This window comes from Amycolatopsis camponoti, assembly GCF_902497555.1.
Classification (GTDB): Bacteria; Actinomycetota; Actinomycetes; order Mycobacteriales; family Pseudonocardiaceae; genus Amycolatopsis; species Amycolatopsis camponoti.
Window position 1 is genome coordinate 1811263 of record NZ_CABVGP010000003.1, and the last position, 25266, is coordinate 1836528.

The following is a 25266-nucleotide window of genomic DNA, read 5'->3' on the forward strand; positions in this document are numbered from 1 at the left end:
GCCCCCGGCACTCTGAGTACTTGTCCGACAGCTTAGCGTGGTCATAAACGACGGAGGCCACCACCCGAACCCGGGCAGTGGCCTCCGCTCGTGAACTCAGACGCCCAGCGGGTGCCAGACCGTCTTCGCCTCCAGGTACCTCCGCAGGCGAGTCAGGTCCGGTGCCTCCGTCCAGTCCGGCTCTGCCGAGGGCACCGTCAGTACCCGCTTCACCGTGTTCGCCGCTTCGCGCGCCAACCCCACGCGGTCTTCCGGAGATGCTCCCGTCGGGTCCAGCGCGTTCACGTCACCGTGCGACGCCAGCCACGGGCCCAGCTCCGATGCCCGCCCCGTCAGGATGTTCGCCACTCCGCCCGGTACGTCCGATGTCGCCAGGACCTCCGACAGCGTGATCGCCGGCAACGGCCTCTCCGCGCTCGACACCACCACCGCCGTCGAGCCCGTCGCCAGGACCGGGGCCAGGACCTCGACCAAGCCCAGCAACGACGACCCCTGCGGCGCGAGGATGCCCACCACGCCCGTCGGCTCCGGGACCGTGAACGAGAAGTACGGCCCCGCGACCGGGTTGGCCGAGCCCAGGACCGACGCGATCTTGTCCGTCCAGCCCGCGTACCAGACCCAGCGGTCGATCGCCGCGTCCACAATGGACTCGGCTTTCTTCGGCGCCAGTCCCTCCGAGGCCGAAACCTCCGCGATGAACTGGTCGCGGCGGCCCTCTAGTACCTCGGCCACCCGGTACAGCACCTGGCCGCGGTTGTACGCCGTCGCCGCGGCCCAGCCTCCGAACGCCTTGCGGGCCGCCACCACCGCGTCGCGGACGTCCTTGCGGGACGCGTGCGCCGCGTTCGCCAGGAACTTGCCCTTCGCGTCCGTCACCGGGTACACCCGGCCGGACTCCGAACGCGGGAACTTGCCGCCCACGTAAAGCTTGTACGTCTTCGCGACGGAAATCCGGTCAGACATTCAGGTACGCCTCCAGCCCGGTGCGGCCGCCTTCGCGCCCGAAGCCGGATTCCTGGTAGCCGCCGAAGGGGGCGGTGGGGTCGAAGCGGTTGAAGGTGTTGGCCCAGACCACGCCCGCGCGCAGCTGGTTCGCCATCCACAGGATCCGGGAGCCCTTTTCGGTCCAGATACCGGCCGAAAGCCCGTACGGGGTGTTGTTCGCCTTCGAGACGGCCTCGTCCGGTGTGCGGAAAGTCAGCACCGACAGCACCGGCCCGAAGATCTCCTCGCGCGCGATCCGCATCGACTGGTGGACGTTCGCGAACACCGTGGGGGCGAAGAAGAACCCGCGGTCCGGCATCGGGCACGGGCTGGTCCAGCGCTGCGCGCCCTCGGCGTCACCGGACTCGACGAGCCCGCGGATCTTCGCCAGCTGCTCGGCCGAGTTGATCGCGCCGACGTCGGTGTTCTTGTCCAGGGGGTCGCCGACGCGCAGCGTCGAGACGCGGTAGCGCAGCTTCTCCAGCACCTCTTCGGCGATGGACTCCTGCACCAGCAGCCGCGAGCCCGCGCAGCAGACGTGGCCCTGGTTGAAGAAGATGCCGTTGACGATGCCTTCGATGGCCTGGTCGAGCGGCGCGTCCTCGAACACGATGTTCGCGGCCTTGCCGCCCAGCTCCAGCGTCAGCTTCTTCGGCGTGCCCGCGACCTCGCGCTGGATCGCCTTGCCGACCTCGGTCGAACCGGTGAAGGCGATCTTGTCGATGTCCGCGTGCTCCACCAGGGACGCACCGATGTCGCCCGCGCCCGGCAGGATGTTGACGACGCCCGGCGGCAGCTCCGCCTGCCGGCAGATGTCGGCGAAGACCAGCGCGGTCAGCGGCGTCGTCTCGGCCGGCTTGAGGACCACCGTGTTGCCGGTGGCCAGCGCCGGCGCGATCTTCCAGGCCAGCATCAGCAGCGGGAAGTTCCACGGGATGATCTGGCCCGCGACGCCCAGCGGCTTCGGGTTCGGCCCGTAGCCCGCGTAGTCCAGCTTGTCGGCCCAGCCGGCGTGGTAGAAGAAGTGCGCCGCGGCCGTCGGGATGTCGGAGTCGCGCGACTCCTTGATCGGCTTGCCGTTGTCGAGGCTCTCCAGCACCGCCAGCTCGCGCGAGCGCTCCTGGATCAGCCGCGCGATGCGGAACAGGTACTTGGCGCGCTCGGTGCCCGGCATCTTGGACCAGGTCGAAAAAGCCTTGCGCGCCGCCTTGACCGCGGTGTCCACATCGGACTTCGACGCGGTGCCGACCTCGGCCAGCACCTCTTCGGTGGCCGGGTTGATCGTCTTGAGCGGCTCACCCGAGCCGTCGACGAACTCGCCGTTGATGAACGGCTTGTAGTGGTCCTTGAGGTTCGCGATGGCCCGGGATTCGGGCGCCGGCGCGTACTCGAAAACAGGCATCAGTCCACCGTCACGTAGTCGGGGCCGCTGTAGTGGCCGTCCACCTGGGTGCGGCGCTGCAGCAGCAGGTCGTTGAGCAGGCTGGACGCGCCGAAGCGGAACAGGTCCGGGACCAGCCACTGCTCGCCGGCGACCTCGTGCACGGCGACGAGGTACTTGATCGCGTCCTTCGTGGTCCGGATGCCGCCGGCGGGCTTGACGCCGCGCAGCTGGCCGGTCTGCACGTGCCAGTCGTGGACGGCCTGCAGCATGATGTGGGTGACCGGCAGCGTCGCGGCGGGGGAGACCTTGCCGGTGGACGTCTTGATGAAGTCGCCGCCGGCCAGCAGCGCCAGCCACGACGCGCGCCGCACGTTGTCGTAGGTCGCCAGCTCGCCGGTCTCGAGGATGACCTTCAGGTGGGCGTCGCCGCAGGCGGCCTTGATGGCCTGGATCTCCTCGAAGACGTCCATGTAGCGGCCTTCGAGGAAGGCGCCGCGGTCGATCACCATGTCGACTTCGTGCGCGCCGGCGTCGACGGCGATCTTGGTGTCGGCCAGCTTGATCTCCCGGCTCGTGCGGCCCGCGGGGAAGCCGGTCGCGACGGACGCGACGTGGACGCCGCTGCCCTTCAGCGCCTCGACGGCGGTGGCGACCATGTCCGGGTACACGCAGACGGCGGCGACGCGCGGGGTGTCCTGGCGTTCGGGATCGGGGCGGACGGCCTTCGCGGCGAGCGCCCGGACCTTGCCGTGGGTGTCGGCGCCCTCCAGCGTGGTCAGGTCGACCATGGAGATGGCGGTGTCGATGGCCCACCGCTTGGCGTCCTTCTTGATGCTGCGCGTGCCGAGGCCCGCCGCGCGCTGCTCGACGCCGACCTGGTCGACACCGGGCAGCCCGAGCAGGAAGCGGCGCAGGCTCGCGTCATCGCGAGCCGCGTCCACCAGCGGTGCCGGGGTGGCCGGCGCCGCTGACGTGCTGGTCGTGGCTGTCATGCGCCTGAGTCTAGGCGGCGGGTCCGACAGCGCGAGCCCCCATTGGTTGTGACGCTGGGTGCGGGACGCGTCACAACGCCGAGGTCAGGACCCTTCGATCTGCGGCGGCTCTGACCGCTTCGCCGGCTTCCGGTAGACGACGACCCCGCCCCAGAAGCCCAGGCCGTTGATCTTCACCGTCGGTGCCGTCGGGGGTGCGGGTGGCGCTCCCGACTTGTCCTCCAGCACGAACCCGCCCATGAAGCCGATCCCCGTCACGTCCACGTTGATGTCGTCCGGGACCGTGATCGTGATGCCGCCCATGATCGCGACCGCCGTGATCGTGCACTGCCGGTCCGCGAAACGGGCCTGGCGGAGGTCGATCTCCGCGCCGCCCCAGAAGGCGAAGCTCGTGTGCTGCGGTGGCAGGACCCAGCTGCCCTTGCGGACCGCGCCGGACATCACGCCGATCGACACCGGGGAGCCCGGGTGGCCGCCGATGCGCTGGTCCGGGAAGCCCAGCGCCCGCGTGGTCGCCGGCTCGATCGCCCCCGACGTCGACGGCAGGTCCTCCGTCACGGGTTTGAGCTCGCCGACCGTCTTCGCCGCGTACACCGTGGAAAGGCGTTCTTCCAGCTCGTTGACCGTGATCCGCCCTTCCGAGAGGGCGTTGTGCAGCACCTGGGCGACGCGTTCGCGGTCCGCGTCGGAAGCCCGCATCTGGTCGGGCGTCAGTTCGCTCACCCGGCGGAGCTTAGCGGCGAAAACCACCCACCGTGTCCACCTTCAGGAGGACACTGACCCCTATGGTCGAGTTTCCGGACGGCACCCGCGTCAGGGGGCGAGGTCTCGCCCGCCCGCGACCCGACGAACCCGAGCCGGACTTCGGGCTCTACCTGGGCACCAGCCGGCTGCGGCGCAAGCACGGCGGCGGCATCACCTGGCCGCACGAGTGGGTGACCTGGCCCGACTTCCTGCTACCGACGAATCCCCAAGACGCCCGCGAAAAGATCAAGGCCCTGCACGAACGAGCCAAGGTCGAAACCGTCGAAGTCGCCTGCTACGGCGGCGCCGGGCGGACCGGCACGGTGATGGCCTGCCTCGCGATCCTCTCCGGCGTCCCGGCCGGCGAAGCCGTCGCCTGGACCAGAAAGCACTACCACGAACGCGCCGTCGAAACGCCCTGGCAGCGCGGCTGGGTGAAGAGCTTCGCGAAACGACTAGATTGACCCGCATGGATGTGCACGTCGTCGATCACCCCCTCGCGAAGGCCCGCCTCTCCACGATGCGCGACGCGCGCACCGACAGCGCCGCGTTCCGGGCCGCGCTGCACGAGCTGACCGTCATGCTGGTCTACGAAGCCACGCGCGACGTGCCGGTCAAGACCGAGCGGATCCACACGCCGGTCGCGCGCACCGAGGGCTACAAGCTGGCCAAGCCGCCACTGCTCGTCCCGGTGCTGCGGGCCGGCCTCGGCATGGCCGACCAGGCGCACAAGCTGATCCCGGACGCGCAGATGGGCTTCGTCGGCCTCGCGCGCGACGAGGAAACCCTCAAGCCGACGCCGTACCTCGAGTCGCTGCCCGAGTCGCTCGCCGACCGGCCGGTCATGGTGCTCGACCCGATGCTCGCCACCGGCGGCTCGATGGAGTACACGATCCGGCTGCTCACCGATCGGGGCGCCGACGACGTCACGGCCATCTGCGCCCTGGCCGCGCCGGAAGGCTTGGCGCACCTGGAAAAGACCGGCCTGCCGGTCCGCGTCGTCACCGCCAGTATCGACGAGCGCCTCAACGACTCGGGCTTCATCGTCCCGGGCCTCGGCGACGCCGGTGACCGCCAGTACGGCGCCGTCTGAGCCGTTGCCGGTCCTGAAGTGGCGGTGGATCGCGGTGACGGCCGTCGCGGTCGCGGCCGTCACCGGCGGCCTGCTCTGGCTGTTCCTGGCCTGGTCCGGACGACCGGACGCGCCGGTCCGCATCGACGCCGTGAAGACGGCGTTCGGCGTCGGCGCGGGCGCGGGTGGCGTCTTCGCCTTGTGGCTGGCGACGCGCCGCCAGCGCACGCTCGAGCTGCAGCTCGCCGAGACGACCCGCGTCGCCGGCGTGACCGAACGCGACCTGGAGGAGCGTCGCGTCACCGAGCTGTACACGAAAGCCGTCGAGCAGCTCGGCAGCGACAAGGCGCCGGTGCGGTTCGGCGGGCTCTACGCGCTGGAGCGGCTCGGGCAGGACAACCCGAAGCAGCGTCAGACGATCGTCAACGTGCTGTGCGCGTACCTGCGGATGCCGTTCAAAGCTCCGGACGTCGGGCTCAAGGGCACCGCGGCCCGCGACCTGGCCGATGACCCCGAGGAAGGTGAGCTCCTCGTCCGGCTGGCCGTGCAGGAGCTGCTCAAGACGCACCTGAGCCACGACACGGCCGGCTACTGGCCGGGGATGTCGATCGACCTGCAGCGAGCCACGCTCGTCGACTTCCGGCTGAGCGGGTGCACCCTGGCCGGCGCCGACTTCAGCCGCGCCCGGTTCGTCGGTCAGCTCCACATCCGCGGCTCGCACTTCACCCGCCGCGTCGGGTTCTACGGCACCGAGTTCCGCGACATCGTGAACTTCGACCGGTCGGTCTTCGAGGAAGGCGCTTTCTTTTCCCGGGCGCACTTCACCAGCAACGTCCGCTTCACCCGGATCCGGTCCAGCGGCCGGTTCGAGTTTTCGCGCACGGTCTTCGAAGAGGGGGCCGACTTCGAGGGCGGCGAGCACGCGGAACTCGACCTGACCGACGCGCAGTTCCCTCAGGACGGCACCAAGTAGAGCTCCTGCCGTCCCAGCGTCGGCGCGTCGAGCGTCCAGTGCGCGAGGGCGTCCGGCGGCGGGCTGGGCAACCGGCGCAGGACCAGGTCGGGCCGCCGCGGCCGGACGTCGAAGTCGAAGAACGCGTAGTCCACCCGCAGTGCCGCGCGGACCCACCGGTCGCCGGCGCCGCGGGCGTCGATGGCCGCGGGCAGCAGGCCGCGGTCGGCGAAGACGTCGACGATCGCGCACTCGCACGTGTAGGCCAGCACGCCGATTTCCCCGGCGCTGCCGATCACCCGGCCGGCGGCGAGGCCGCGCAGGTCCCGGCCGATCTCGACGTACTTCGCGGTCGACGCGTAGTTCGAAGTGAGCGGCGCGAATTCGCGCGGCAGCCCCGGGGCCGCGTACGCGACGACACTGGCCGCGATCAGCACGAGCACACCGCCGACCGCGATCCGTCCGGAAACCCGCGCACACAGGAAGATCGTCGCCGCGGTGATACCGGCGCCGTAGTACCAGTGGTACGGCGGAACGGTCAGCAGCACGTACATCCCGTGGTAGAGCGCACCTCCCAGCGCCAGCAGCGAAAACGGCCGAAGCCGCCGGGCGGCGAAGGGCAGCGACACGAGCGGCAGGAACGACAGCACGGTCGTCCAGGGCGAGGTCCGGAGGTAGAACAGCGGCCCGTTGGCGAAGGTCCAGTCACCCCAGGCCCGTTGCGCGCCCTGCAGCGTCTTGATCACGAAGGTGTCCGGCACGGCCGCGCCGAGCACGACCCAGCTGAAAGCGAACCACGGCAGCGCGACGAGCGCGGCGCCGAGCACGGCCCGCCCGGATCGCAGCGAGAAACCCAGGACGACGGCGAAGATCAGCAGGTCCAGCCGCACGAGCGCGAGCGCGCCCGCGGTGAGCCCGAAAACCAGGGGCCGCCGTTCGACGGCGAAGACCGTGAGCCACCCGAGCACCGCCGACCCCAGGGCGACCTCCAGCCCGATCGACGACAGCAGCAGAGGGTTGACCGTCAACGCGGCGAACGTCAGCGCGGGGAACCAGCGCGGCAGCGCCGTGCCGAGCCGCCGCAGGGCCAGGACGAGCGCGACCTGGCTCAGCACGTACAGCACTCCGGCGGCGAAGACGGCGTCGCGCACCACGAAGGTCAGGGCGGCCAGGGCGAGAACGTTCGCCGGGGACGTCGCCGAGTTCGACGTCGCGTCGGCCAGCAGTCCCCAGTGCCCGTGGAACGCGAGGTTGCGCGCGTAGGCGAGCGTGATGAACGTGTCGTCGATGAGGTGCGGGCGGGCCAGCGCGAACACCAGCGCCGACACGCACGCGACGGCGGCGGGCAACCGCAGGCGAAGCTTGTCCGTGGTCCGGACCTGTTCGATGATCACGACCGGAAGTGGCCGCCGGATTCGCGGGAGTTGCGCGCAACAACCCGGCCGGTGCCGGCCACTGAGGGGTGTGACCAGCCATGCGACGGGGGCGCCGGTGGACGATCGGGTCCTGTGGGACCGGGCCGCGGGCGGCGACGAGGCGGCCTTCGGCGAACTCTTCGAGCGGCACGCCGAAGCCGTCTGGAACCACGCCTACCGGTTGACCGGGTCGTGGAGCGCCGCCGAGGACCTCACCTCGAACACGTTTCTCACCGCCTGGCGCCGCCGCGCCGACGTGACACTGGTGCGCGACAGTGCCCTGCCGTGGCTCTACACGGTGGCCGGCAACGCCGCCCGCGACGAGCACCGCGGCGCGAGACGGCGGCTGCGGCTGCTCCGGAAGATCCCCGACCCGCCGGTGGTGTCCGACCATGCCGACGCGGTCGCCGAGCGGCTCGACGGTGAGGAGCGGCTGCGCGAGATCGTCGAAGCCGTGCGGGCGCTGCCGAAAGCGCAGCGCGCGGTCGTCGAGCTGTGCCTGCTCGGCGACCTGAGCGTCGCCGACGCGGCCGCGGCGCTGGCCGTCGCCGAGGTCACCGTCCGCGCCCACCTGTCCCGGGCCCGCGCACGCCTGCGCACGTTGCTGAAGGAGGCAGAGAAATGAGCGACGACCTCGGTCTCCCGCCGCGGCGCGCGCTGCCGGACGACGTCCGCGACCGGCTGCGTGCCGAAGTCCGCGCCGGGATCGGGCAACCGCGTCGGACCAACCGCGTCTGGTACGCCGCGGCGGCCGCCGTGCTCGTCCTGGCCGCCGGCGCGGTCGTCGCGACGAAGACGTTCCGGCAGCAGCCCGTCGCGGGGCCGCCGCCCGCGGTCACCGGCGGCCTGACGCTCGACGCCCGGCTCGCGACCGCGGCACTGGATCGCTGCTGGGCGGCGGTCCAGGCCGCCGGCAAGACGGACCGGGTGCCGCCGCGCGAGGAGTGGGTCCCGCTGTTCACGGAGGTCTTGGCAGCGGACTCGATGGTCGCGGCGACCGCGGCCGGCAAGCCGATGTTCTGCGAGACGACCGAGACGACCGTGACGCTGTCGGACCCGGCGGCCACGCCCGCGTACGCGCCGGGTACGCGCACCGGGCTCCTGCTGCGCAGCCAGACCGGGCTGGTCGGCGGGGTGCTCGACCCGGCCTGGCCTAAGGCGAGCCTCGCGGTCACGACGCCCCGCGGGTCGAGCGGGAACGAGCTCGAGGCCTCGCCGGTCAGCCGCCAGTTCGCGGCGTTCACCCGCGTCGGGTCGGGCCTGGCCCGGGTCGCGCTCACCGACACCGGCGCCGGACCGCCCCGGCAGGTGGACCTGCCGGCCGCGCCGGCGCCCCTGCTCGCGGTGACCGACCGCCCGGAGCCGGCCGACCGCACCTCACCGGCGGGTCGGGCGCTGGGCGACTGCCTCGCCGACGCCGAAGAGGTGGTCCCGGACGCCGCGGCCTACCGGCCCGGGCCGCTCCTGCAGGACGACGACTACCAGGTCGTCATGGGCCGCCGGGGTGACCGGGTGATCGTCTGCACGCGGGAGCCCGACTACGGGCGGCCGGGACAGACCCAGGCGCGGGTCTACCCCGACCTGGCCGAAAACCGGCAGACCCCGGCCCGCGTCCTGAGGGTGAGCACGCTCGGCGCCCGCGAGGCAGGTGCCCCGGCGGGGAAGGCCCGCAACCCGGTCCCGGTGGCGCTGCCCGCCTCGGCGACCTCGGCGGCCTTTGGGTTCGCAGCCGGCGCCGAAGCCGACGTGGACGTCGTCGAGGGCATGGCCCTGGCCTGGTTGCCGGACGGGATCGACTGGGCCCCGGACGCGAAGGTGCACGTCCTGGCCCGCGACGCGCAGGGCAAGGTCGTCTACGACGGGTCGCTGCGGCTGTTGTGAGGCCGCAGCCAGCCGGAGGCGTTCGCACGCAGGGCCGTCTCGTAGGAGCCCGTGACGTCGAACTCCTCCGGCAGGTTGCCGGTCAGCTCCAGGGAGACGAGCCCGTGCACGAAGGCCCAGCAGCCGACCGCGACCGTCTCCGGGGGGACGTCGAGGAAGACCCCGTCGGCGATGGCCTTCCGGATGACCGCTTCCAAGGGCTCGAGGGTCTTCCGGGCCAGCTTCTCGGCGTCTTCGTTGGGCTCGAACCCGGGCACCGACCTGGTGAACATGATCCCGTAGAGGTTGGGGTCGGCCAGCGCGCTGGCGCGGTAGGCGCTGCCGAGCGCGACGAGGTCGCCGACCGGGTCGCCGGTCAGCACGGTGCCGGCCATGCGGGCGCCGAAGCGGCGGAAGCCTTCGGTGTAGAGGGCGTTCACCAGATCGGGTTTGCTGCCGAAGAGGGAGTACACGGCGGTGGTCGACGTCCCGGCGTCGGCGGCCAGCTTCCGCAGGGAAAGCGCCTTCGGCCCGTCCGCGGCGATCAGCTCGCCGGCGCGGTCGAGCAGCTTCAGCCGGAGGGCTTCGTCGTGTGTCCGTGGTCGAGCCATGCACACAGCGTATCGGAACGCTGTTATTTTTGACCAGAACGAGGATTTGACCTGGAGTGCACTCCAGGTCGTAGTGTCGAGCGCATGAGCTACTCGATAGCGGAAGCCGCTCGACGTAGCGGGCTGTCCATCGACACCCTCCGGTACTACGAGCGCATCAAACTGCTCGACCCGCCCGCGCGCGACACCGCGGGCCGCCGGGCCTATTCCGACGACGACCTCGGCTGGCTGGGGTTCCTGACCAAGCTGCGCACCACGGGGATGCCCATCAAGAGCATGCGCGAGTACGCGTCGCTGCGCCGCCACGGCGTCGCCAGCGCGGGCCGTCGCAAGGCTCTCCTGGTGGAGCAGCGGCGGTCGGTCGCCGAGCGGATCGCCGAGCTGCAGGGCTGCCTCGACATCCTCGACTACAAGATCGACAACTACGCCCAGGTCGAGCGCAACGTGCTCGGAGTGGAACCGGGCAGGGAGGAGATTTCCGCGTGAAGACCAGGAAGCTCGGCGGTCTGGAGGTCGGCGCCCAGGGGCTCGGCTGCATGGGGATGAGCCAGGCCTACGGCGTCCGCGACAACGACGACGAGTCGATCGCGACGATCCACCGGGCTCTCGACCTCGGCGTCACGCTGCTCGACACCGCGAACGTCTACGCGAACGGCGTCAACGAGGAGCTGGTCGGCCGCGCGATCGCCGGCCGCCGCGACGAGGTCGTGCTCGCGACGAAGTTCGGCATCGTGTGGACCGACGGCGCGATGGGGGCCCGCGGCGACGCCGAGTACGTGAAGCAGAGCTGCGACGAGTCGCTGCGCCGGCTCGGCGTCGACCACATCGACCTGTACTACCAGCACCGCGTCGACCCGGACACGCCCATCGAGGAGACCTGGGGCGCGCTGGGTGAGCTGGTGGAAGCCGGGAAGATCCGGTACGCCGGGATTTCCGAGGCGAGCGCGGCGACGATCCGCGCCGCGCACGCGGTGCACCCCGTGACGGCGCTGCAGAGCGAGTGGTCGCTGTGGACCCGCGGCATCGAGGGCGAAATCCTGGACACGTGCCGGGAGCTCGGCATCGGCGTCGTGCCGTTCTCGCCGCTGGGCCGCGGTTTCCTGACGGGCGCGGTGACGTCGATGAAGGACCTGCCCGAGGACGACATGCGCCGCGGCCTGCCGCGGTTCGCCGAGGGCAACTTCGAGCGCAACATGGCGATCGTCGACGCGCTGCGGAAGCTGGCGGACGAAAAGGGCGTCACGGCGGGGCAGCTCGCGCTCGCGTGGGTGCAGTCCCACGGCGAGGACGTCGTCCCGATCCCGGGGACGAAGCGCCGCAAGTACCTGGAGGAGAACGTGGCGGCGGCTTCGCTGGAGCTGACCGCGGACGACCTCGCGGCCATTGCGGCGGCGGCTCCCGCCGAGGCCGTCGCGGGGGAGCGCTACCCCGAACGCCTGGCCCGCGCGGCCGGCAGGTAAGTGCTTCTGAGCCTTTTCTGAGATCTCCGGAGCAGGCTCGGCGCCGATCAAGGTCGGTGCCGAGCCTCAGGAGGTCGTCGTGGAGGAAGTGCTCGATTATCTGGTCGTCGGGGCCGGGCCCGCCGGGGTGCAGCTGGGGCAGCACCTCGGCCACGCCGGCCACCGGTACCTGGTGCTGGAGGCCGGGTCCGCGCCCGGTCAGTTCTTCGAGACCTTCCCGCGGCACCGGACGCTCATCTCCATCAACAAGAAGCACACCGGGTACACCGACCCGGAGCTGCGCATGCGGATGGACTGGAACTCGATCCTGACCGCGGGCGGCGAGGATCAGCCCCTCTTCACCGACTACAGCGAAAAGCTCTTCCCGGACGCGCCGGACCTCCTGCGCTACCTCGCCGACTACGCGGCGAAGCACGACGTCCAGGTCCGCTACGACACCCGGGTGACGCGCATCCGCCGTGACCCGGAAAGCGCTCTCTTCATCCTCACCGCCGGTGACGAAGAGTTCCAAGCGCACCGGCTGGTCATGGCCACCGGCGTCACCAAGCCGTACCTCCCGCAGTTCCCCGGCGTCGAGCTGATCGACCAGTACGTGGACGTCGACGTCGATCCGAAGAGCTTCACCGACCAGCGCGTTCTCGTGCTGGGCAAGGGGAACTCCGCGTTCGAGACCGCCGACAACCTCATCGAGACCGCCGCGGTCGTGCACGTCGGCGGCCCGCGGCCGGTGAAGCTCGCCTGGCGCACCCACTTCGTCGGCCACCTGCGCGCCTACAACGCGGGCATCCTCGACATGTACCAGCTGAAGCTCCAGCACGCGATCCTCGACGGCGACGTCCGCGAGGTCCGCAAGGACGCCGACGGCTACCACGTCAAGTTCGCCTTCGCCCGCGCCGACGAGGTCATCAAGGAAATCCGCTACGACCGCGTCATCGGCTGCACGGGCTTCCGCTTCGACGCGTCGCTGTTCGACGAGGACTGCCGCCCGCAGCTCACGATCAACGATCGCTTCCCGGCGCAGACGCCGGACTGGGAGTCGGTCAACGTGCCCGGCCTCTACTTCGCCGGCACGATCACGCAGGTCCGCGACTTCAAGAAGGCCACCAGCGCGTTCATCCACGGCTTCCGCTACGGCGTCCGCGCGCTGACCAAGGTCCTGAACGAGCGTCACCACGACACGCCGTGGCCGAGCACCGAGCTGCCCGCCAAACCGGACGCGCTGACCGACGCCGTGATCACCCGGATCAACCGGACTTCCGCGCTGTACCAGCAGTTCGGCTTCCTCGGCGACGCGCTGGTCGTCGACGGCGACACCGCCCGCTACCTCGAAGAGGTGCCGGTCGATCGCGTCCTCCAGGACCCGCCGGACGAGGTCTACGTCGTCACCCTCGACTACGGCCCCGACCACGACAAGATCGACCCCTTCGACTTCGTCGCGCGCGCCGCCCAGGATCAGGCCAACGACACCGGCGAAGGCCACTACCTGCACCCGATCGTCCGGCACTACCGCCGCGGCGAGCTGGTCGCGACCCACCACGTCACCGAGAACCTCGAGAACGAGTGGGACAAAGAGGTGCACGTCGAGCCGCTGACCGCGTTCTTCGCTCGGGAGCTGTGATGCGCACGATCGCGGAGTTCGAGGCGGCGGCCCGGCAGCGCCTCGACCCGGTGCACTACGACTACTTCGCGGGCGGCGCGCAGGACGAGATCACCGTGGCGGAGAACGAAACCGCGTTCAAGAAGCTGCGGCTGCTCCCGCGGGTCCTGCGCGGCAGCGACAAACGGGACCTGAGCGTCGAGCTGCTCGGGACGCCGTCGTCGATGCCGATCCTCGTCGCGCCCACGGCGTTCCACCGGCTGGCCCACGGAGACGGCGAACTCGCCACGGCGAGGGCGGCGGCGCGGGCGGGCACGATCATGATCGTCAGCATGGCCGCCACCACGGCGATCGAGGACATCGCCGCGGCGGCCCGCGAGGTCGCGCCGGACCCGGGCCTGTGGTTCCAGCTCTACCTGCAGCCGGACCTGGAGTTCACCGAGGCGATCGTGCGCCGCGCCGAAAGCGCCGGGGTCCGGGCGTTCGTCGTCACCGTCGACTCGCCGGTGCTCGGCCGCCGCGAGCGCGACGACCGCAACGACTTCCACGACCTGCCGCCCGGACTGGTCGTGGAGAACCTCCGCAACCTGGGGGAAAACCGCAGCGGCGGCAACGCCAGCCACGTCCGCGAGATCGTCATGTCGGCCGGGCTGAACTGGGACCACATCGCGTGGCTGCGGTCGAAGACCAAGCTCCCGGTGCTGATCAAGGGCGTGCTGCACCCCGAGGACGCGCGGCTGGCGGTGCACCACGGCGTCGCCGGGATCGTCGTGTCCAACCACGGCGGCCGCCAGCTCGACACCGTGCCCGCCACGATCGACGTCCTGCCCGAGATCGCGGCGGCCGTCGGTGGGGCGATCCCGGTGCTGCTCGACGGCGGGATCCGCCGCGGCACCGACGTCGTCAAGGCGCTGGCCCTCGGCGCGGACGCGGTCGGCGTCGGCCGGCCGATCGTGTGGGGGCTCGCCGCGGGTGGCCGCGAAGGCGTCACGCAGGTCCTGGAGCTGCTGCGCGACGACTTCGACCAAGCGCTGGCCATGTGCGGTGGCCGGCACCCGGCCGACCTGACTCCGGACCAGGTGCGGCGATGATCGGGAAAGCGCTTGCCACCGCGGCATTGGTGACCGCGCCGGCGTGGCTGCCCGCCCGGGTCGTCGCGCTGCGGATGCGGATCTTCTCGCTGGTCAACGGCCAGGACACGGTGACGATCCCGGGGGAGCAGGTCGGCGTCGAGGACTTCCGGCGCGTCTACGCCGACCCGGCGGCGAACGGCCGCAGCCGCGGCGCCGCGCTGTCCGACCTGTTCTGGTACTGGCTCGCGCCCGGGCCCCAGGTGCACCAGGAGCACCTCGAAGCCGGGCCGCGCTACGACGAGGTCGCCAAGTGCACCCGGCACATCCTGGTGCGGTCCAAAAAGGACTCCGAGGACCTGGCCCGCCGGGTGGCCGCCCACGTCCTCGACGATCTCGGCGGCGGCCTGGTCCGGATCCGCGACGAGATGATGCCGATCTGGGCCGAGCTGTACTACGAGCTGGTGTTCGACGAGCCGTGCCCGCCCGAGGCGCGCGACCTCATCGTGGGACACGCCGACGACGTCGTCTCGGCCCTGAAGTGCGTGCGGCCGCGGAACATGCGCCGCCGGGCCCGGTTGACGAAGTACCTGCGGCGGCGCCTCGCCGACGTCCCGCACCCGCTGCCGGACTCCCTGACGCCGGAGGAGCAGGCCTACTACCTGCAGGGCACGTTCTTCAACACCGCCGTCGTGCAGATGTCCGAGGCGATGGCGCACCTGCTGATGATCGTCGCGCAGCGCCCGGACGTGCAGCGACGCCTCGTCGAGCACCCGGACGACGACGCCTACCTGGACCGGGTCATCGACGACGGGCTGCGCGAGTACCCCCTGTTCGGCATCGCGCACCGGATCTCCACGGCCGACATCGACCTGGCCGACCTGACCATCCCGGCGGGCACAGTGCTGTGCTTCAGCTACCCGGGTTTCGCCGCCCAGACCGCGAAAGACGAGTTCATCCCGTTCGGAGTCGCGCAGAACCGGGCCTGCCCGGCCCGCGGACTGGCCCCGCCGACCATGCGCGTCGTGACGCGTGAGGTCCTGCGCCGGTTCAGCCTCGCCTCGACGGCCGGGCACACGCGCTCCATCCCCAACCGCGGCCCGGCGCTGTTCACGCCCCGCGGTGCGCGCCGACGGCGTGCGCCCCTGGTGTGGCTCGCGGTCCGCGACCGCTGGGAAGACGTCTGGCGCAGCTTCGCCCAGCTCGTCTTCGGCACGTACATGGTGCTCGACGCCCGCAGACAAGCCCTCTGCTCGACCTACTTCGCCGGAGGAAACTCATGACCCCCACCGAAGCGGCACCGGCGTTCTTCCTCGCCGTCGCGGTCATCCTCGTGGTGTGCCGGCTCGTCTGCCTGGTCGCGGTGCGGCTGGGCCAGCCACCGGTGGTCGGCGAGATGATCTCCGGCGTGCTGCTCGGCCCGTCGCTGCTGGGGCTGGTCCTCCCGGGCGTGCAGACGGCGCTGTTCCCGGACGGCATCCGCCCGCTGCTCTACGTCGGCGGCCAGATCGGCCTGGTCATCTACATGTTCGGTGCGGGGTACGAGTTCAGCCTCCGCAGCATCCGCGGCTCGGCGAAGTCGGTCGGCGCGATCTCGGCCGCGGGCACGGTGGTGCCGCTCGCGCTCGGGGTCGGCGTCGCCGTGTTCGGCACGAGCTGGGCCGGCATCGCCAAGGACGGCGTCTCGCTCGCGACGTCGGCGGCGTTCGTCGGGGTCGCGCTGGCCATCACCGCGTTCCCGATGCTCGCCCGGATCATCACCGAACGCGGTCTCGGCGGCACCCGGTTCGGCTCGCTCGCGCTGGCCTGCGGCGCCCTCGACGACGTCCTGGCGTGGGTCCTGCTGGCTGTCGTGCTGGGCATGCACGCCGACTCGGCCGGGCCGGTCGCGCTGGCCGTGGGCGGCGGCCTGCTGTTCGCGTTGCTGCTCGTGCTCGTCGGCCGCCGGGTGCTCGCGAAGGCGATGGGCAGCGAGCGGATCACGGCCGACCAGAAGATGTTGATCACGGCGCTGACGCTGTTCGCGGCCGCCTGGTTCACCGACATCATCGGGCTGTACGCGGTGTTCGGCGCCTTCTGCGTCGGCATCGTGTTCCCCCGCGTGCCCGCCGCGGACGCCGTGCTCGCGAAGATCATGCCGATCGGGCGGATCGTGTTCCTCCCGCTGTTCTTCACCTATTCCGGCCTGAACACCCGGTTCGCGCTGCTCGCGGACCCGAAGCTGCTCGCGTTCGCGGTGCTGTGCGTGGTCGTCGCGATCATCGGCAAGCTCGGTGCCTGCTGGGGCGCGGCGCGGCTGGTGGGGGAATCGCAGCCGGTGGCGTTGCGCGTCGGCGCGCTGATCAACGCCCGCGGGCTGATGCAGCTGATCGCGCTCAACGTCGGGCTCGCCGCGGGGATCGTCTCGCCGGCGTTGTTCACGGTGCTGGTGCTCGTCGCGCTCGTCACCACGATCATGACGGCGCCGGTGCTGAGCTGGCTCGACCGCCGTGATGCCCGCCGGGGGAGCAGCGCACTGCTCCTGACGGCCGAACCGGTCCCGGTAAACGGGAAAAGTTGATAGTTCAATTTCGGAAAATCACTGCCAGTATGGGTTCGTGCACGAAGGGGCGACGAAACCGAGAGTGCTGCTCGTCGAGGACGACCGGGAGCTGGCGGGCATGCTCGCCGAGCTGCTCGCGGACGAAGGCTACGAGACCGAAGCGGCGCACGACGGGCAGCGGGGCCTGCACCTCGGGCTCACCGGGCAGTACGACGTGATGATCATCGACCGCCGCCTTCCCGTGCTGGACGGCCTCGAGCTGATCGCCCGGCTGCGGGCGCGGGCGGTGACCACCCGGGTCCTGGTGCTCTCGGCGCTGGGCGAGCTCGCCGACCGCGTCGGCGGGCTCGACGCCGGTGCCGACGACTACCTCGTCAAGCCGTTCGAGGCCGAGGAGCTGCTGGCGCGGCTGCGCGCGCTCGGCCGCCGTGACCTGGAGGGCGCGGAGAGTCTGCCGCTCGGCGCGGCGGCCCTCGACCTGCGGCGGCACGAGGTCGTGCTGCCGAGAGGGGAGCGGATCACGCTGTCCGGACGCGAGTTCGAGCTGCTGCGGACGCTGGCGCAGCGGCCCAAGGCGATCCACCCGCGGGCGTCGCTGGTCACGCACGTCTTCGCCGACTCGACCGGTGAGTCCATTGTGGACACCTACGTGTACTACCTGCGGCGCAAGCTCGGCCGCGACGTCGTCCGGACCGTGCACGGCCTCGGCTACCAGATCGGCGTGGTATGAAACCGGACCAGGAGGAACGGGCCCTGCGGCGGGCGCGGTGGGCGATCACCGCGCAGATCGCCGTGGTGGTGTCGATGCTGGTGGCCGTCGCGGGCGCGATCGCGTACGGGATGCTGCTGACCCGGCAGCACGCCGAGGCCGACCGCTCGCTGGCCAGGACGGTCGAGCTGGGCCCGGCCGCGACCCCGCCCGGCTGCGTCTGGCTGTTCACGCCGGTCCTGCACGCGCCCGCGGGCCCGTCCCCGGCCGGCATGCCGATCGCGGCGCTGGACGCGACGGTGCCGTCGCCCGGGGACGTCCACACGGAACGGCGCCCGATCGGCGGCATGACGTACACGATCCGGGTCGAGAACCGCGGGGGCGTCGTTTCGCAGGCGTACTTCGAGGAGCTCTACCAGATCCAGGACCGCTCGTCGCTGGTGTCCGGGCTGGTGGTCGCCGAGGTGCTGGCGCTGCTCGCGGCGGTGCTGTGCGGCCGGGTGCTGGCCTGCCGGGCGATCCGGCCCCTGGCCGACGCGCTGCGGCGACAGCGGACGTTCGTCGCGGACGCGTCCCACGAGCTGCGCGCCCCGCTGACCCGGCTGCACACGCGGGCGCAGCTGCTGGCGCGGCGTTCGTCCGGCCGCGACGCCGAAGATCTCGAGCAGCTGGTCCGCGGCACGCGGGAGCTCGGTGAGGTCGTCGAGGACCTGCTGCTGTCGGCGCAGGCGTGCGACCGGCCGGAGTTCGAGCTGGTGGAGCTGGGCGGGCTCGCCGAGGAGGCGGTGGCGGCCGAAGCGGTGCGCGCGGGGGAGAGCCGGGTCCGGCTCGCGGTGTCACGGGAACGGCGGCCGTACGTCGTCCAGGGCGTCCCGACAGCGTTGCGGCGCGTGCTTTCGGCGTTGCTGGACAACGCTTTGGGCCACACCCCACCGGGCGGTTCCATCGAGGTGTGGCTCGGCGTACCGGACGAAAAGCACGTGGAGCTGCGCATCCGCGACACGGGCGTCGGCTTCCCCTCGGCGGACGCGGAGCGGATCTTCGAGCGTTTCGCCCGAGGTTCCGACGGCGACGGCCGCCGCTTCGGCCTGGGCCTGGCCCTGGTCCGCGAGGTGGTGACGGGCCACGGCGGCACGATCGCGGCCGCCGGCCGCCCCGGCGACGGAGCCACGTTCACCCTCAGGCTCCTCCGCGCCGACCCCGCGTGATCCACGGGGCATCACCCGTGATCAGGAGGGCATCACGGGTGATTGAAGGGGCATCAGGAGTGATGCCTCCCCAATCACACGTGATGCCCCTTCAATCACGCGAGTTCCGGGTTGGACGCAGGGCGAAGCGGAGCTGCCGGGCCGCTTGCGGTGGGGCAAGCGGGAGGAGTGCCTCGATTTCGGTTGCCAGGGCGGGGGACGGGGTCGTGTACGTCGCCGCCGTGTGGTGCAGCCAGGCGTACAGGTCTTGCTCGGCGTCGGCGGCCAGGTCGGGGTCGCGCAGCAGCGTGAGGTCCGTGTGCAGGCGCAACCAGGTGTCGCGGTCACGCAGCAGCGCCGCGCCCGCACGTCGGGTGTGGAGTGGCTCCGCCGCGAGCAGCTCCCGCAGCGCGGGGACGTCGACCAGCGCGGGCTTGCCGCGCAGGAACGTCACCACCTGACGAGTCACCGCGGGCGACAGGTCCGTCAGCAACGGGCGCACCGCGGCCGACTCCGGCGCCACCCGGCGCAGGCCGCGGACCGCCACGGCCCGGATCCGGGGACGATCGTCGGCGAGGAGCCGCTCCAGGCCCGAAGCGTCCTCGCGCGTGCCGGTCTCGCCGAGCCCGGCGACCGCGCCGAACGACACCGGCATCGCGCGGTAGTGCGCGGCCGGGTCGCCACCCGCCTGGGACACCAGCGCCTGCGCCATCGACCGCACCGCCGACGACCGGTCCGCCAGGTGGGCCACGGCGGCGTCGGGCCCGAGCAGCGTCAACGCCCGCATCCGGACCTTCGGTGTCCCGGCCGCGAGGAGCTCTTCGACGCACTCGCCGCGGTCGAGCAGCGCGGTGCCGCACACCGCGCGGACCACGAAGTCGTGGTCCCGCAGCGCGACGTCCAGCAGGTGCTCGCGCGAAAGGAGCCCGAGCACCTCGACGTGGACCCAGCGCCGGACCTCCCGGTCGTCGATCGCCAGCGCCACGTCGAGGTGATCCGGCAGGGCTCGCCGGAACAGCGTCGTCATCCAGTCGTCGAGCTGCCGGCGCCGGAGCACCCCGATCAGCGGCAGCATCGACCGCAGGGTCGCGGAGTCCAACCTGGACAGTGCCGCTTCCCGTGCGCGCTCGCGGATCGGCCGGACCCAGTCGACGCACCGGACGAGCAGCAGCGGCACCGCCTCCGGATCGGGGCTGACGGCCAGCCGCTCGACGGCCACTTCGCGCATCCGGCCGTTGCCGTGGCACGCGGCCTCGGCCAGCTTTTCCCGCGACAGCGGCAGGAGCTCGCTGCCGGGGAAGCGGTACCAGCGCTGCTCGGTCCACCACGCCCGCCGCACGGCGACGTCGAACTCCGCCCAGCGTCGCACGTCACCCGCGGCGAAGGCGTCCAGATCGGGCAGGCCGGTTTCGAACACGCACCCAGCCTGTCAGGCGTGTCGAGCCGGTTTCAGCTCAGCAGGGCCTGGACCGCGGCGGGGGCGTCGGCGATCGCGACCGGGTTCTGCTCGCGCGTCGCGAGGCTGCGGACGGTGACGTTGCCGGCCGCCCAGTCCTCCTGGCCGACGATCACCACCGCGACCGCGCCCGCCTTGTCCGCGCGGCCGAGTTCCTTGCCCAGCTTGCGGTGCTCGATCGGCGTCGACGTCCGGAGCCCCGCGGCGCGCAGTGACGACGCCACCGAGCGGGCCGCGTCCGAGAGGTCCTCGGTCACCGGGATCACCATGACGTCGACCTCGCTGCGCGGCGCGGGCGACAAGCCGTGCGTGTCGAGGAAGTCCATCAGCGTGACGTCGCCCATGCCGAACCCGATGCCCGGGATCTGCTGCGGCGTGAACATCGACGCGAGGTCGCTGTAGCGCCCGCCGCCGAAGAGGGCGCGGCGGTTCTCCGGCGAGGTGTCGAAGACCTCGAACACGGTCGACGTGTAGTACGCCAGCCCGCGCACGATCATCGGCTCGTACTTCACCAGGCTGCCCGCGCTGCTGTTCAGGACCTTCACGAGGTTCGACTGCTCGCGCACCTCGGCCGGCAGCTCGTCCAGCAGCGACTCGCCCGCGTCGAGCGTCTCGGCGAGCTTTTCGAACTGCTTGTCCGAGAGCCCGATCTCGCCGGCGCTTTCGGCCAGCTTCTCGCGCGGGTACTTCTCCCAGCGGTCGACCAGCGCGAACACCTGGGCCAGGTGGTCCTGGGAGACACCGGCGACGTCGGTCAGCGCCGACGTCAGCAGGTTCCGGTCGTTGACGCGCAGCACGAACATGTCCGGCGTCGCGCCCAGCGCCGCCATCATGTCGTGGACCAGCTCGAAGATCTCGATCTCGCAGTTGGCGCTGTCCGAGCCGAAGATGTCGGCGTTGATCTGCCAGTGCTCGCGCACGCGGCCCCGCTGCGGCGCCTCGTACCGGTGGCAGTTCGGGTGGCTGTACCAGCGGACGGGGAACGACAGCGACTTGGCGCTCCCGGCGATCATCCGCGCCACCGACGGCGTCATCTCCGGACGCAGCGCGAGGCGCCGCCCGCCCTTGTCGGTGAGGGTGTAGAGCTGCTTGTCGGCGAGCTCCTGGCCCGACTTCCGCTCGTAGATCTCGGCCGATTCGAGGATCGGCCCGTCGTAGCGGAGGAAGCCGCGGCGCTCGAGGACGTCGTAGAGATGACCGAAGACCTGCGTGCGGACGGACATTTCGGCGGGCAGGAAGTCCCGGGTCCCCTTGTAGGGCGCGGTCGGCAGGTATTCAGGCACGTCACCCAGCTTAACGACCGGCGCTCAGGCGAAGGCGACCCCGTAGGCGGTGAGCAGCGTGGCAGCCCCCAGGAGCACCGCACCGACGGACGTGACGCGGCCGCCGAGCTTGCCCCGGTTCGGGATCAGGTGGAGGAAGAAGCCGCCGGACTGGGCGAGGATCCCGAAGAGCAGCAGGAAGCAGGTGACCCACAGGGTGGTGTCGGACAGCGTGGTGCGGCTGAGGATCTGCAGCGCGACCAGGGCGAGGATCAGCAGGACACCGGCGTGGGCATGACCGGCGCGGAACATCGTGCGCTGGTGTTCGGTGAGCTTCCGGTCGCGCATGACGCCCATGAGCGCGTAGCCGCCGTACATGACGGTGGGCAGCGAGACCAGGGCGATCACGGTGAAGAGCTGGGTGGGTCCGTGCATCGGGGGACTCCTTCGAGGTGGGCTGCGGCTACGGTAACACTGTTTTAAAACGGTGTCACCAAACCAGGCATTCCCCGATCGGGAAACTAGGCTTCGCGGCCCTGGGCCAGCACCAGCAAGGGGTTCCGCAACGCCGACAGCGACGCCAGCGGGTCACCTTCGACCACGAGCACGTCCGCCGCCAGCCCCGGCTCGAGGCAGCCGGTCACCGACGTCAGGCCGAGCCCGGCCGCGGAATCACAGGTCGCGATCTCCAAGATCCGGCGCCGGGAGAACCCCAGCCATTCGTACAGCTCCAAAGCCCCCACGGGGTCGCCGAACACCGACCCCGGCAACCCCGCGTCCGTCCCCGACAACAGCCGGACGCCGTGCTCCTCCAGCCACGGCAGCCGCCCGTACATCGCCTGTGCGACGTCGTCGCCGAGCTTCTCGACGATCACCCGCCAGTTGCGGCTGCTCGTCGAACACGCCGAGATCCCGGCCGCGGCCATCTTCGAAGCCACCGCGTCCCGCCGGTCGAACGACCGCGGCCCGGTCAGGAAGCTGCAGTGCTCGATCGTCGACACCCCGGCCTCGACCGCCGCCTCGATCGCGTCCGCGCCGTGGGCGTGCGCCGCCACCGGAAGCCCGTGCGTGGCCGCGTGCGAAACCACCACCGCAAGCTCGCGCGCGGAAAACTGCGACTCCCACATGTCCGCGCCGCCCTCGGTGATCTGGCCGCCGCTGGCCATCACCTTGATCACGTCCGCGCCCGCCGCCGCGTTCTCGTCGATCAGCGCGCGGATTTCGGAATCGGACGCGACCGCGCCACCGAAGAAGTGGCAATGCCCGTCCGGCACGGTGATCGGCGGGCCCGACACCAGCAGCCGCGGCGCGGCTTCCCCGGAGAACGACCGCCGGACCGCCGCGCCCAGGTGGTCGCGGTCGCCGAGGTCCCGCACCGTCGTGACGCCGCTGCGCAGCATCGACGACAGCCGCGAGCGCGCACCGTCCAGAAGGGAGCCAGCGTGGAAGTGCGCCAGCATCTCGCGGGAAGCGTCGAAAGCCAGGTGCACGTGGACGTTGAACAACCCGGCCAGCGCGGTGCCGGTGGGGAAGTCGCGCCGCGACGCGTCCGGCGCGGCCAGTGGCAGCACCTCCGCGCGTGGGCCGGCCGCCACGATCACGCCGTCGCGCACCAGCACCGCGCCGTCGCGCACCGGCGAAGACGGTCGTGGCAGCACCCGGCCCGCCGTGATCAGCGTGTCCACGTCACGACTCCATCGCCGCGGACAGCGCCAGCAGCGGCCGGACGTCCGATTCGATGTCGTCCGCCGGCGCGGGCAGGACCTGCTTGGCGTGGCCGTCGCTCTCCTCGCCGGCCGCGTGCCGCGCCAGCGCCGTCTTCAACGCGGCCGCCGCGGCCGCGGGATCGGTGGCGACGACCTCGCCGAAGCCCGCGTCCAGGTAGGGCGAAAGCTGCACCAGGCCGTCCCGGATCTCGATCACGCGGCGGTAGTGCACGCGGTGGATGCTGCGCGGGGAAAGGAGCTCGCCGCGGCGGCGCGGCGGCGTCCGCAGCACGATGCTGGGGAACGCCTGGACCAGGACCGTCCACAAGGGACCGAGCGCGTGGTGCTCGCGGCGGTGCTGGCGCCGTCGCCGCAACGCCGACACGCGCGCGCTCACCCCCGGGTAGGTGACGCCGAGCAGGAACAGCATCCCGCCGACGATCACGAACGGCACCCCGAGCAGCAGCAGCACCTTGACGACCGGCCCGAACGCCCACGCCACCACGATGTACAGCGCGCGGAAGATGCTGCCCACGGTCGCGCAGGCCAGGCCGATCGCGCCCAGCCGAAGGCCGATCCGCAGGTTCCGGTCGGCCACCCGCTGGTAGCGCACGATCCACGTCGTGCAGGCGATCAGGCCGTAGATCAGGTACAGCCCGGCGCCGAGGTAGAAGCTCGCGACCCCGCTGTCGTGGATCGTCGACGGTCCGAGCGGGAGCCCGCGCAGCTCCGGCGCCGTCAGGGCCATCGTGACGATCATCAGCGTGATCGCCGCGGCCAGCGGCACCAGCTCCACGACCACCCGGCGGTAGCGCCGCGGGCCCAGCGCCGAGCCGAGGAAGAAGATCACCAGCGCGCACACGGCGCACGCCAGCAGCGCGTTGTTGGCCACGCGCGCCGCGCCGCGCCCGAGGACGGCGTCGATCTCGTCGGAAATGACCTCCTGCTGGAGGAGGAACGCGAGGGCGAACCCGGCGACGCACGCGGTGACGGCCCAGTTCGGCACGGTCGGCGCACGCTGCACCTGGTAGATCCGCCACGCGAGCGCGACGCCGAACAGCACCATCGCGATCAGGTTCACGGGGCTGAAAAGTGTACTCACAACCACCCTTGGTGATCGCCGAGCGCCCCCTGGATCCGGCGGAGATCCCGGTCCGCAGCGCGCCGCGGGATCGTGTAGTTCAGGACCGACGCCCACTCGAGGATGATGGTCGCGACGGTCTCGGCTTCCCACTCGTGCGCGTCATCGTAGGACGTCCGGCGCAGTGCGCGGTGTACTGCATCCGGGTCAAGATCCGGAGCGGGCCCGCGCAGGAAGTCCGCCGGCTCGGCGTCGCCGTGCGGGTGGTGGTCGGCCAGCATGTGCCCGAGCTCGTGCAGGATGATGTGATCTTGGTGGGACTTCGTCGTTTCGGCCTGGTAGAAGATGTAGTCCGCCGCCGACGTCGCGATCCAGCAGCCGAACGGTCCGGGCACTTCCAGCGGGTAGGCCATCAGCCGGATCGGCTTCCCCCGTTGGTCCCCCAGCCGCGCGCACAGCACTTCGACGTCGAGCGGCGGGCCGATGTCGAGCTGCTTCAGCAGCTTCCGGCACCGGCGGCGCAGCTCCCGTTCCTTCATCGCGCGGCGTCCTCCGGGTTCCGGCCATCGCGTTCGGCCCGTTCGTAGCGCTCCACCAGCTCCAGCAGGTCCATGACCTGCCGGCGTCCCTGCGGCGAAAGCTCCTGCGCCCGCATCGCCATCAGCTGCGCTTCCCCGGCCGGGGGAGCGGCTGCCTCTTCGTCGAAGAAGTACGTGACGGGCACGCCGAACAGTCTCGCCAGGGCTTCAACATAGTGGATCTTCGGATTGACGCGCTTGCCCGTGGCCAGCTGCTGCAGGTAGGCGGGCGACATCGCCGGCCCGCCCGCCCGCTCGACGGCGGCCGAGATCTCCCGATAGCTGTGCGGCGCGCGGCCGTCCACCCGAGCTGCCTCGATCAGGGCGCTCAGGCGCTCCGCGAAGGTGCGTTCCCGTGCCATACCCGCCCCCTAGGTTTCCACCGTGAAAATTCTAGCCGGGAAACCACTGTACGCACATGTTGACAGGTATCGTATGCAGTGGTTTACAGTTGGCGCGCCTCTCGTCTTGCTCTCCGTACCCTGGGGGTGTACGGAACCGCAAGACGAGAGGCCGTCGTGTCCGCCGACTCGTCATGATCCGCGGTCTGTAGTACGCTTCAGCTGCCAAGGTCGAACGCCCTCGCGGCGGTCCCTTGGCCACG

Annotated in this window: 26 protein-coding genes; 13 read left to right on the forward strand and 13 right to left on the reverse strand. The window is 71.2% G+C overall.

Annotated elements, in window-relative coordinates; all coding sequences use genetic code 11:
• Positions 1–96 precede the first annotated feature (96 nt).
• The 4 genes from AA23TX_RS45320 to AA23TX_RS45335 form a co-directional block, all read right to left on the reverse strand.
• Positions 97–963: an aldehyde dehydrogenase family protein gene (locus AA23TX_RS45320; RefSeq protein WP_155549033.1), complete on the reverse strand. Its 867-nt coding sequence runs from the start codon at positions 961–963 to the stop codon at positions 97–99.
• The gene (locus tag AA23TX_RS45325) at positions 956–2386 is read right to left on the reverse strand and encodes an aldehyde dehydrogenase family protein (protein ID WP_155549034.1); all 1431 of its coding nucleotides are present in this window, start codon (positions 2384–2386) and stop codon (positions 956–958) included. The genes AA23TX_RS45320 and AA23TX_RS45325 overlap by 8 nt, the downstream gene beginning before the upstream one ends.
• Positions 2386–3360 carry a deoxyribose-phosphate aldolase gene (gene deoC / locus AA23TX_RS45330; protein ID WP_155549035.1) on the reverse strand — a complete coding sequence of 325 codons (975 nt, stop codon included), beginning with the start codon at positions 3358–3360 and terminating at the stop codon, positions 2386–2388. The genes AA23TX_RS45325 and deoC overlap by 1 nt, the downstream gene beginning before the upstream one ends.
• A gap of 84 nt (positions 3361–3444) precedes the next feature.
• A complete protein-coding gene (locus AA23TX_RS45335) occupies positions 3445–4059 on the reverse strand; it encodes a DUF1707 SHOCT-like domain-containing protein (RefSeq protein ID WP_196425931.1) in 615 nt (204 codons plus the stop codon).
• A gap of 86 nt (positions 4060–4145) precedes the next feature.
• Here AA23TX_RS45335 and AA23TX_RS45340 point away from each other — a divergent pair, with 86 nt between their 5' ends.
• From AA23TX_RS45340 to AA23TX_RS45350, 3 genes are read left to right on the forward strand one after another with little or no spacing between them, the layout of a single operon-like run.
• Entirely contained in the window at positions 4146–4568 is a 423-nt protein-coding gene (locus AA23TX_RS45340) for a protein-tyrosine phosphatase family protein (RefSeq protein ID WP_155549037.1), read from the forward strand.
• 5 nt (positions 4569–4573) lie between these two features.
• Positions 4574–5197 carry a uracil phosphoribosyltransferase gene (gene upp, locus AA23TX_RS45345; RefSeq protein WP_155549038.1) on the forward strand — a complete coding sequence of 208 codons (624 nt, stop codon included), beginning with the start codon at positions 4574–4576 and terminating at the stop codon, positions 5195–5197.
• On the forward strand, positions 5172–6149 hold the full coding sequence (locus AA23TX_RS45350; protein WP_230863090.1) for a pentapeptide repeat-containing protein: 978 nt from the start codon (positions 5172–5174) through the stop codon (positions 6147–6149). Before upp ends, AA23TX_RS45350 begins: the two co-directional genes overlap by 26 nt.
• Here AA23TX_RS45350 and AA23TX_RS45355 read toward each other — a convergent pair.
• Entirely contained in the window at positions 6131–7522 is a 1392-nt protein-coding gene (locus AA23TX_RS45355) for a hypothetical protein (protein ID WP_155549039.1), read from the reverse strand. The genes AA23TX_RS45350 and AA23TX_RS45355 overlap by 19 nt on opposite strands.
• A 70-nt stretch (positions 7523–7592) precedes the next feature.
• Here AA23TX_RS45355 and AA23TX_RS45360 point away from each other — a divergent pair, with 70 nt between their 5' ends.
• Both AA23TX_RS45360 and AA23TX_RS45365 read left to right on the forward strand, forming a co-directional pair.
• Positions 7593–8168 (forward strand): RNA polymerase sigma factor, encoded by a 576-nt coding sequence (locus AA23TX_RS45360; protein WP_155549040.1) that lies wholly within the window; start codon positions 7593–7595, stop codon positions 8166–8168.
• Positions 8165–9424 (forward strand): hypothetical protein, encoded by a 1260-nt coding sequence (locus AA23TX_RS45365; protein ID WP_155549041.1) that lies wholly within the window; start codon positions 8165–8167, stop codon positions 9422–9424. Before AA23TX_RS45360 ends, AA23TX_RS45365 begins: the two co-directional genes overlap by 4 nt.
• Here AA23TX_RS45365 and AA23TX_RS45370 read toward each other — a convergent pair.
• Positions 9397–10014, reverse strand: coding sequence for a TetR/AcrR family transcriptional regulator (locus AA23TX_RS45370; RefSeq protein ID WP_155549042.1), 618 nt, complete (start codon positions 10012–10014; stop codon positions 9397–9399). The two genes, AA23TX_RS45365 and AA23TX_RS45370, sit on opposite strands and share 28 nt — an antisense overlap.
• A gap of 84 nt (positions 10015–10098) precedes the next feature.
• On the opposite strand from AA23TX_RS45370, the gene AA23TX_RS45375 reads away from it, so the two are divergent.
• The 8 genes from AA23TX_RS45375 (at position 10099) to AA23TX_RS45410 (ending at position 18600) form a co-directional block, all read left to right on the forward strand.
• On the forward strand, positions 10099–10500 hold the full coding sequence (locus AA23TX_RS45375) for a MerR family transcriptional regulator (RefSeq protein WP_155549043.1): 402 nt from the start codon (positions 10099–10101) through the stop codon (positions 10498–10500).
• 50 nt (positions 10501–10550) lie between these two features.
• Complete coding sequence (locus AA23TX_RS45380) at positions 10551–11474, forward strand: aldo/keto reductase (protein WP_230863113.1); 924 nt, start codon at positions 10551–10553, stop codon at positions 11472–11474.
• A 79-nt stretch (positions 11475–11553) separates the two neighbouring features.
• Positions 11554–13092 (forward strand): NAD(P)-binding domain-containing protein, encoded by a 1539-nt coding sequence (locus AA23TX_RS45385; protein WP_196425888.1) that lies wholly within the window; start codon positions 11554–11556, stop codon positions 13090–13092.
• Positions 13092–14162 carry an alpha-hydroxy acid oxidase gene (locus AA23TX_RS45390; RefSeq protein ID WP_155549046.1) on the forward strand — a complete coding sequence of 357 codons (1071 nt, stop codon included), beginning with the start codon at positions 13092–13094 and terminating at the stop codon, positions 14160–14162. The genes AA23TX_RS45385 and AA23TX_RS45390 overlap by 1 nt, the downstream gene beginning before the upstream one ends.
• On the forward strand, positions 14159–15424 hold the full coding sequence (locus AA23TX_RS45395) for a cytochrome P450 family protein (protein ID WP_155549047.1): 1266 nt from the start codon (positions 14159–14161) through the stop codon (positions 15422–15424). The genes AA23TX_RS45390 and AA23TX_RS45395 overlap by 4 nt, the downstream gene beginning before the upstream one ends.
• Entirely contained in the window at positions 15421–16701 is a 1281-nt protein-coding gene (locus AA23TX_RS45400; protein WP_155549048.1) for a cation:proton antiporter, read from the forward strand. The genes AA23TX_RS45395 and AA23TX_RS45400 overlap by 4 nt, the downstream gene beginning before the upstream one ends.
• 64 nt (positions 16702–16765) lie before the next feature.
• On the forward strand, positions 16766–17413 hold the full coding sequence (locus AA23TX_RS45405) for a response regulator transcription factor (protein ID WP_155549488.1): 648 nt from the start codon (positions 16766–16768) through the stop codon (positions 17411–17413).
• Positions 17410–18600 carry a sensor histidine kinase gene (locus AA23TX_RS45410; protein WP_155549049.1) on the forward strand — a complete coding sequence of 397 codons (1191 nt, stop codon included), beginning with the start codon at positions 17410–17412 and terminating at the stop codon, positions 18598–18600. Before AA23TX_RS45405 ends, AA23TX_RS45410 begins: the two co-directional genes overlap by 4 nt.
• 91 nt (positions 18601–18691) lie before the next feature.
• Here AA23TX_RS45410 and AA23TX_RS45415 read toward each other — a convergent pair whose 3' ends face one another.
• The 7 genes from AA23TX_RS45415 to AA23TX_RS45445 all read right to left on the reverse strand — a co-directional run bounded on the left by AA23TX_RS45415 (position 18692) and on the right by AA23TX_RS45445 (position 25024).
• Positions 18692–19996 (reverse strand): hypothetical protein, encoded by a 1305-nt coding sequence (locus AA23TX_RS45415; RefSeq protein WP_196425889.1) that lies wholly within the window; start codon positions 19994–19996, stop codon positions 18692–18694.
• A gap of 32 nt (positions 19997–20028) precedes the next feature.
• The gene (gene hisS, locus AA23TX_RS45420; RefSeq protein ID WP_155549050.1) at positions 20029–21318 is read right to left on the reverse strand and encodes a histidine--tRNA ligase; all 1290 of its coding nucleotides are present in this window, start codon (positions 21316–21318) and stop codon (positions 20029–20031) included.
• A 24-nt stretch (positions 21319–21342) separates the two neighbouring features.
• Entirely contained in the window at positions 21343–21732 is a 390-nt protein-coding gene (locus AA23TX_RS45425; protein WP_155549051.1) for a hypothetical protein, read from the reverse strand.
• Between the two features lie 86 nt (positions 21733–21818).
• Positions 21819–22982, reverse strand: coding sequence for an amidohydrolase family protein (locus AA23TX_RS45430; RefSeq protein WP_155549052.1), 1164 nt, complete (start codon positions 22980–22982; stop codon positions 21819–21821).
• A 1-nt stretch (position 22983) separates the two neighbouring features.
• Positions 22984–24105: an MAB_1171c family putative transporter gene (locus AA23TX_RS45435; RefSeq protein WP_155549053.1), complete on the reverse strand. Its 1122-nt coding sequence runs from the start codon at positions 24103–24105 to the stop codon at positions 22984–22986.
• Entirely contained in the window at positions 24102–24623 is a 522-nt protein-coding gene (locus AA23TX_RS45440; protein ID WP_155549054.1) for a hypothetical protein, read from the reverse strand. The genes AA23TX_RS45435 and AA23TX_RS45440 overlap by 4 nt, the downstream gene beginning before the upstream one ends.
• A complete protein-coding gene (locus tag AA23TX_RS45445; protein WP_155549055.1) occupies positions 24620–25024 on the reverse strand; it encodes an exosome complex component in 405 nt (134 codons plus the stop codon). Before AA23TX_RS45445 ends, AA23TX_RS45440 begins: the two co-directional genes overlap by 4 nt.
• Positions 25025–25266: the final 242 nt, after the last annotated feature.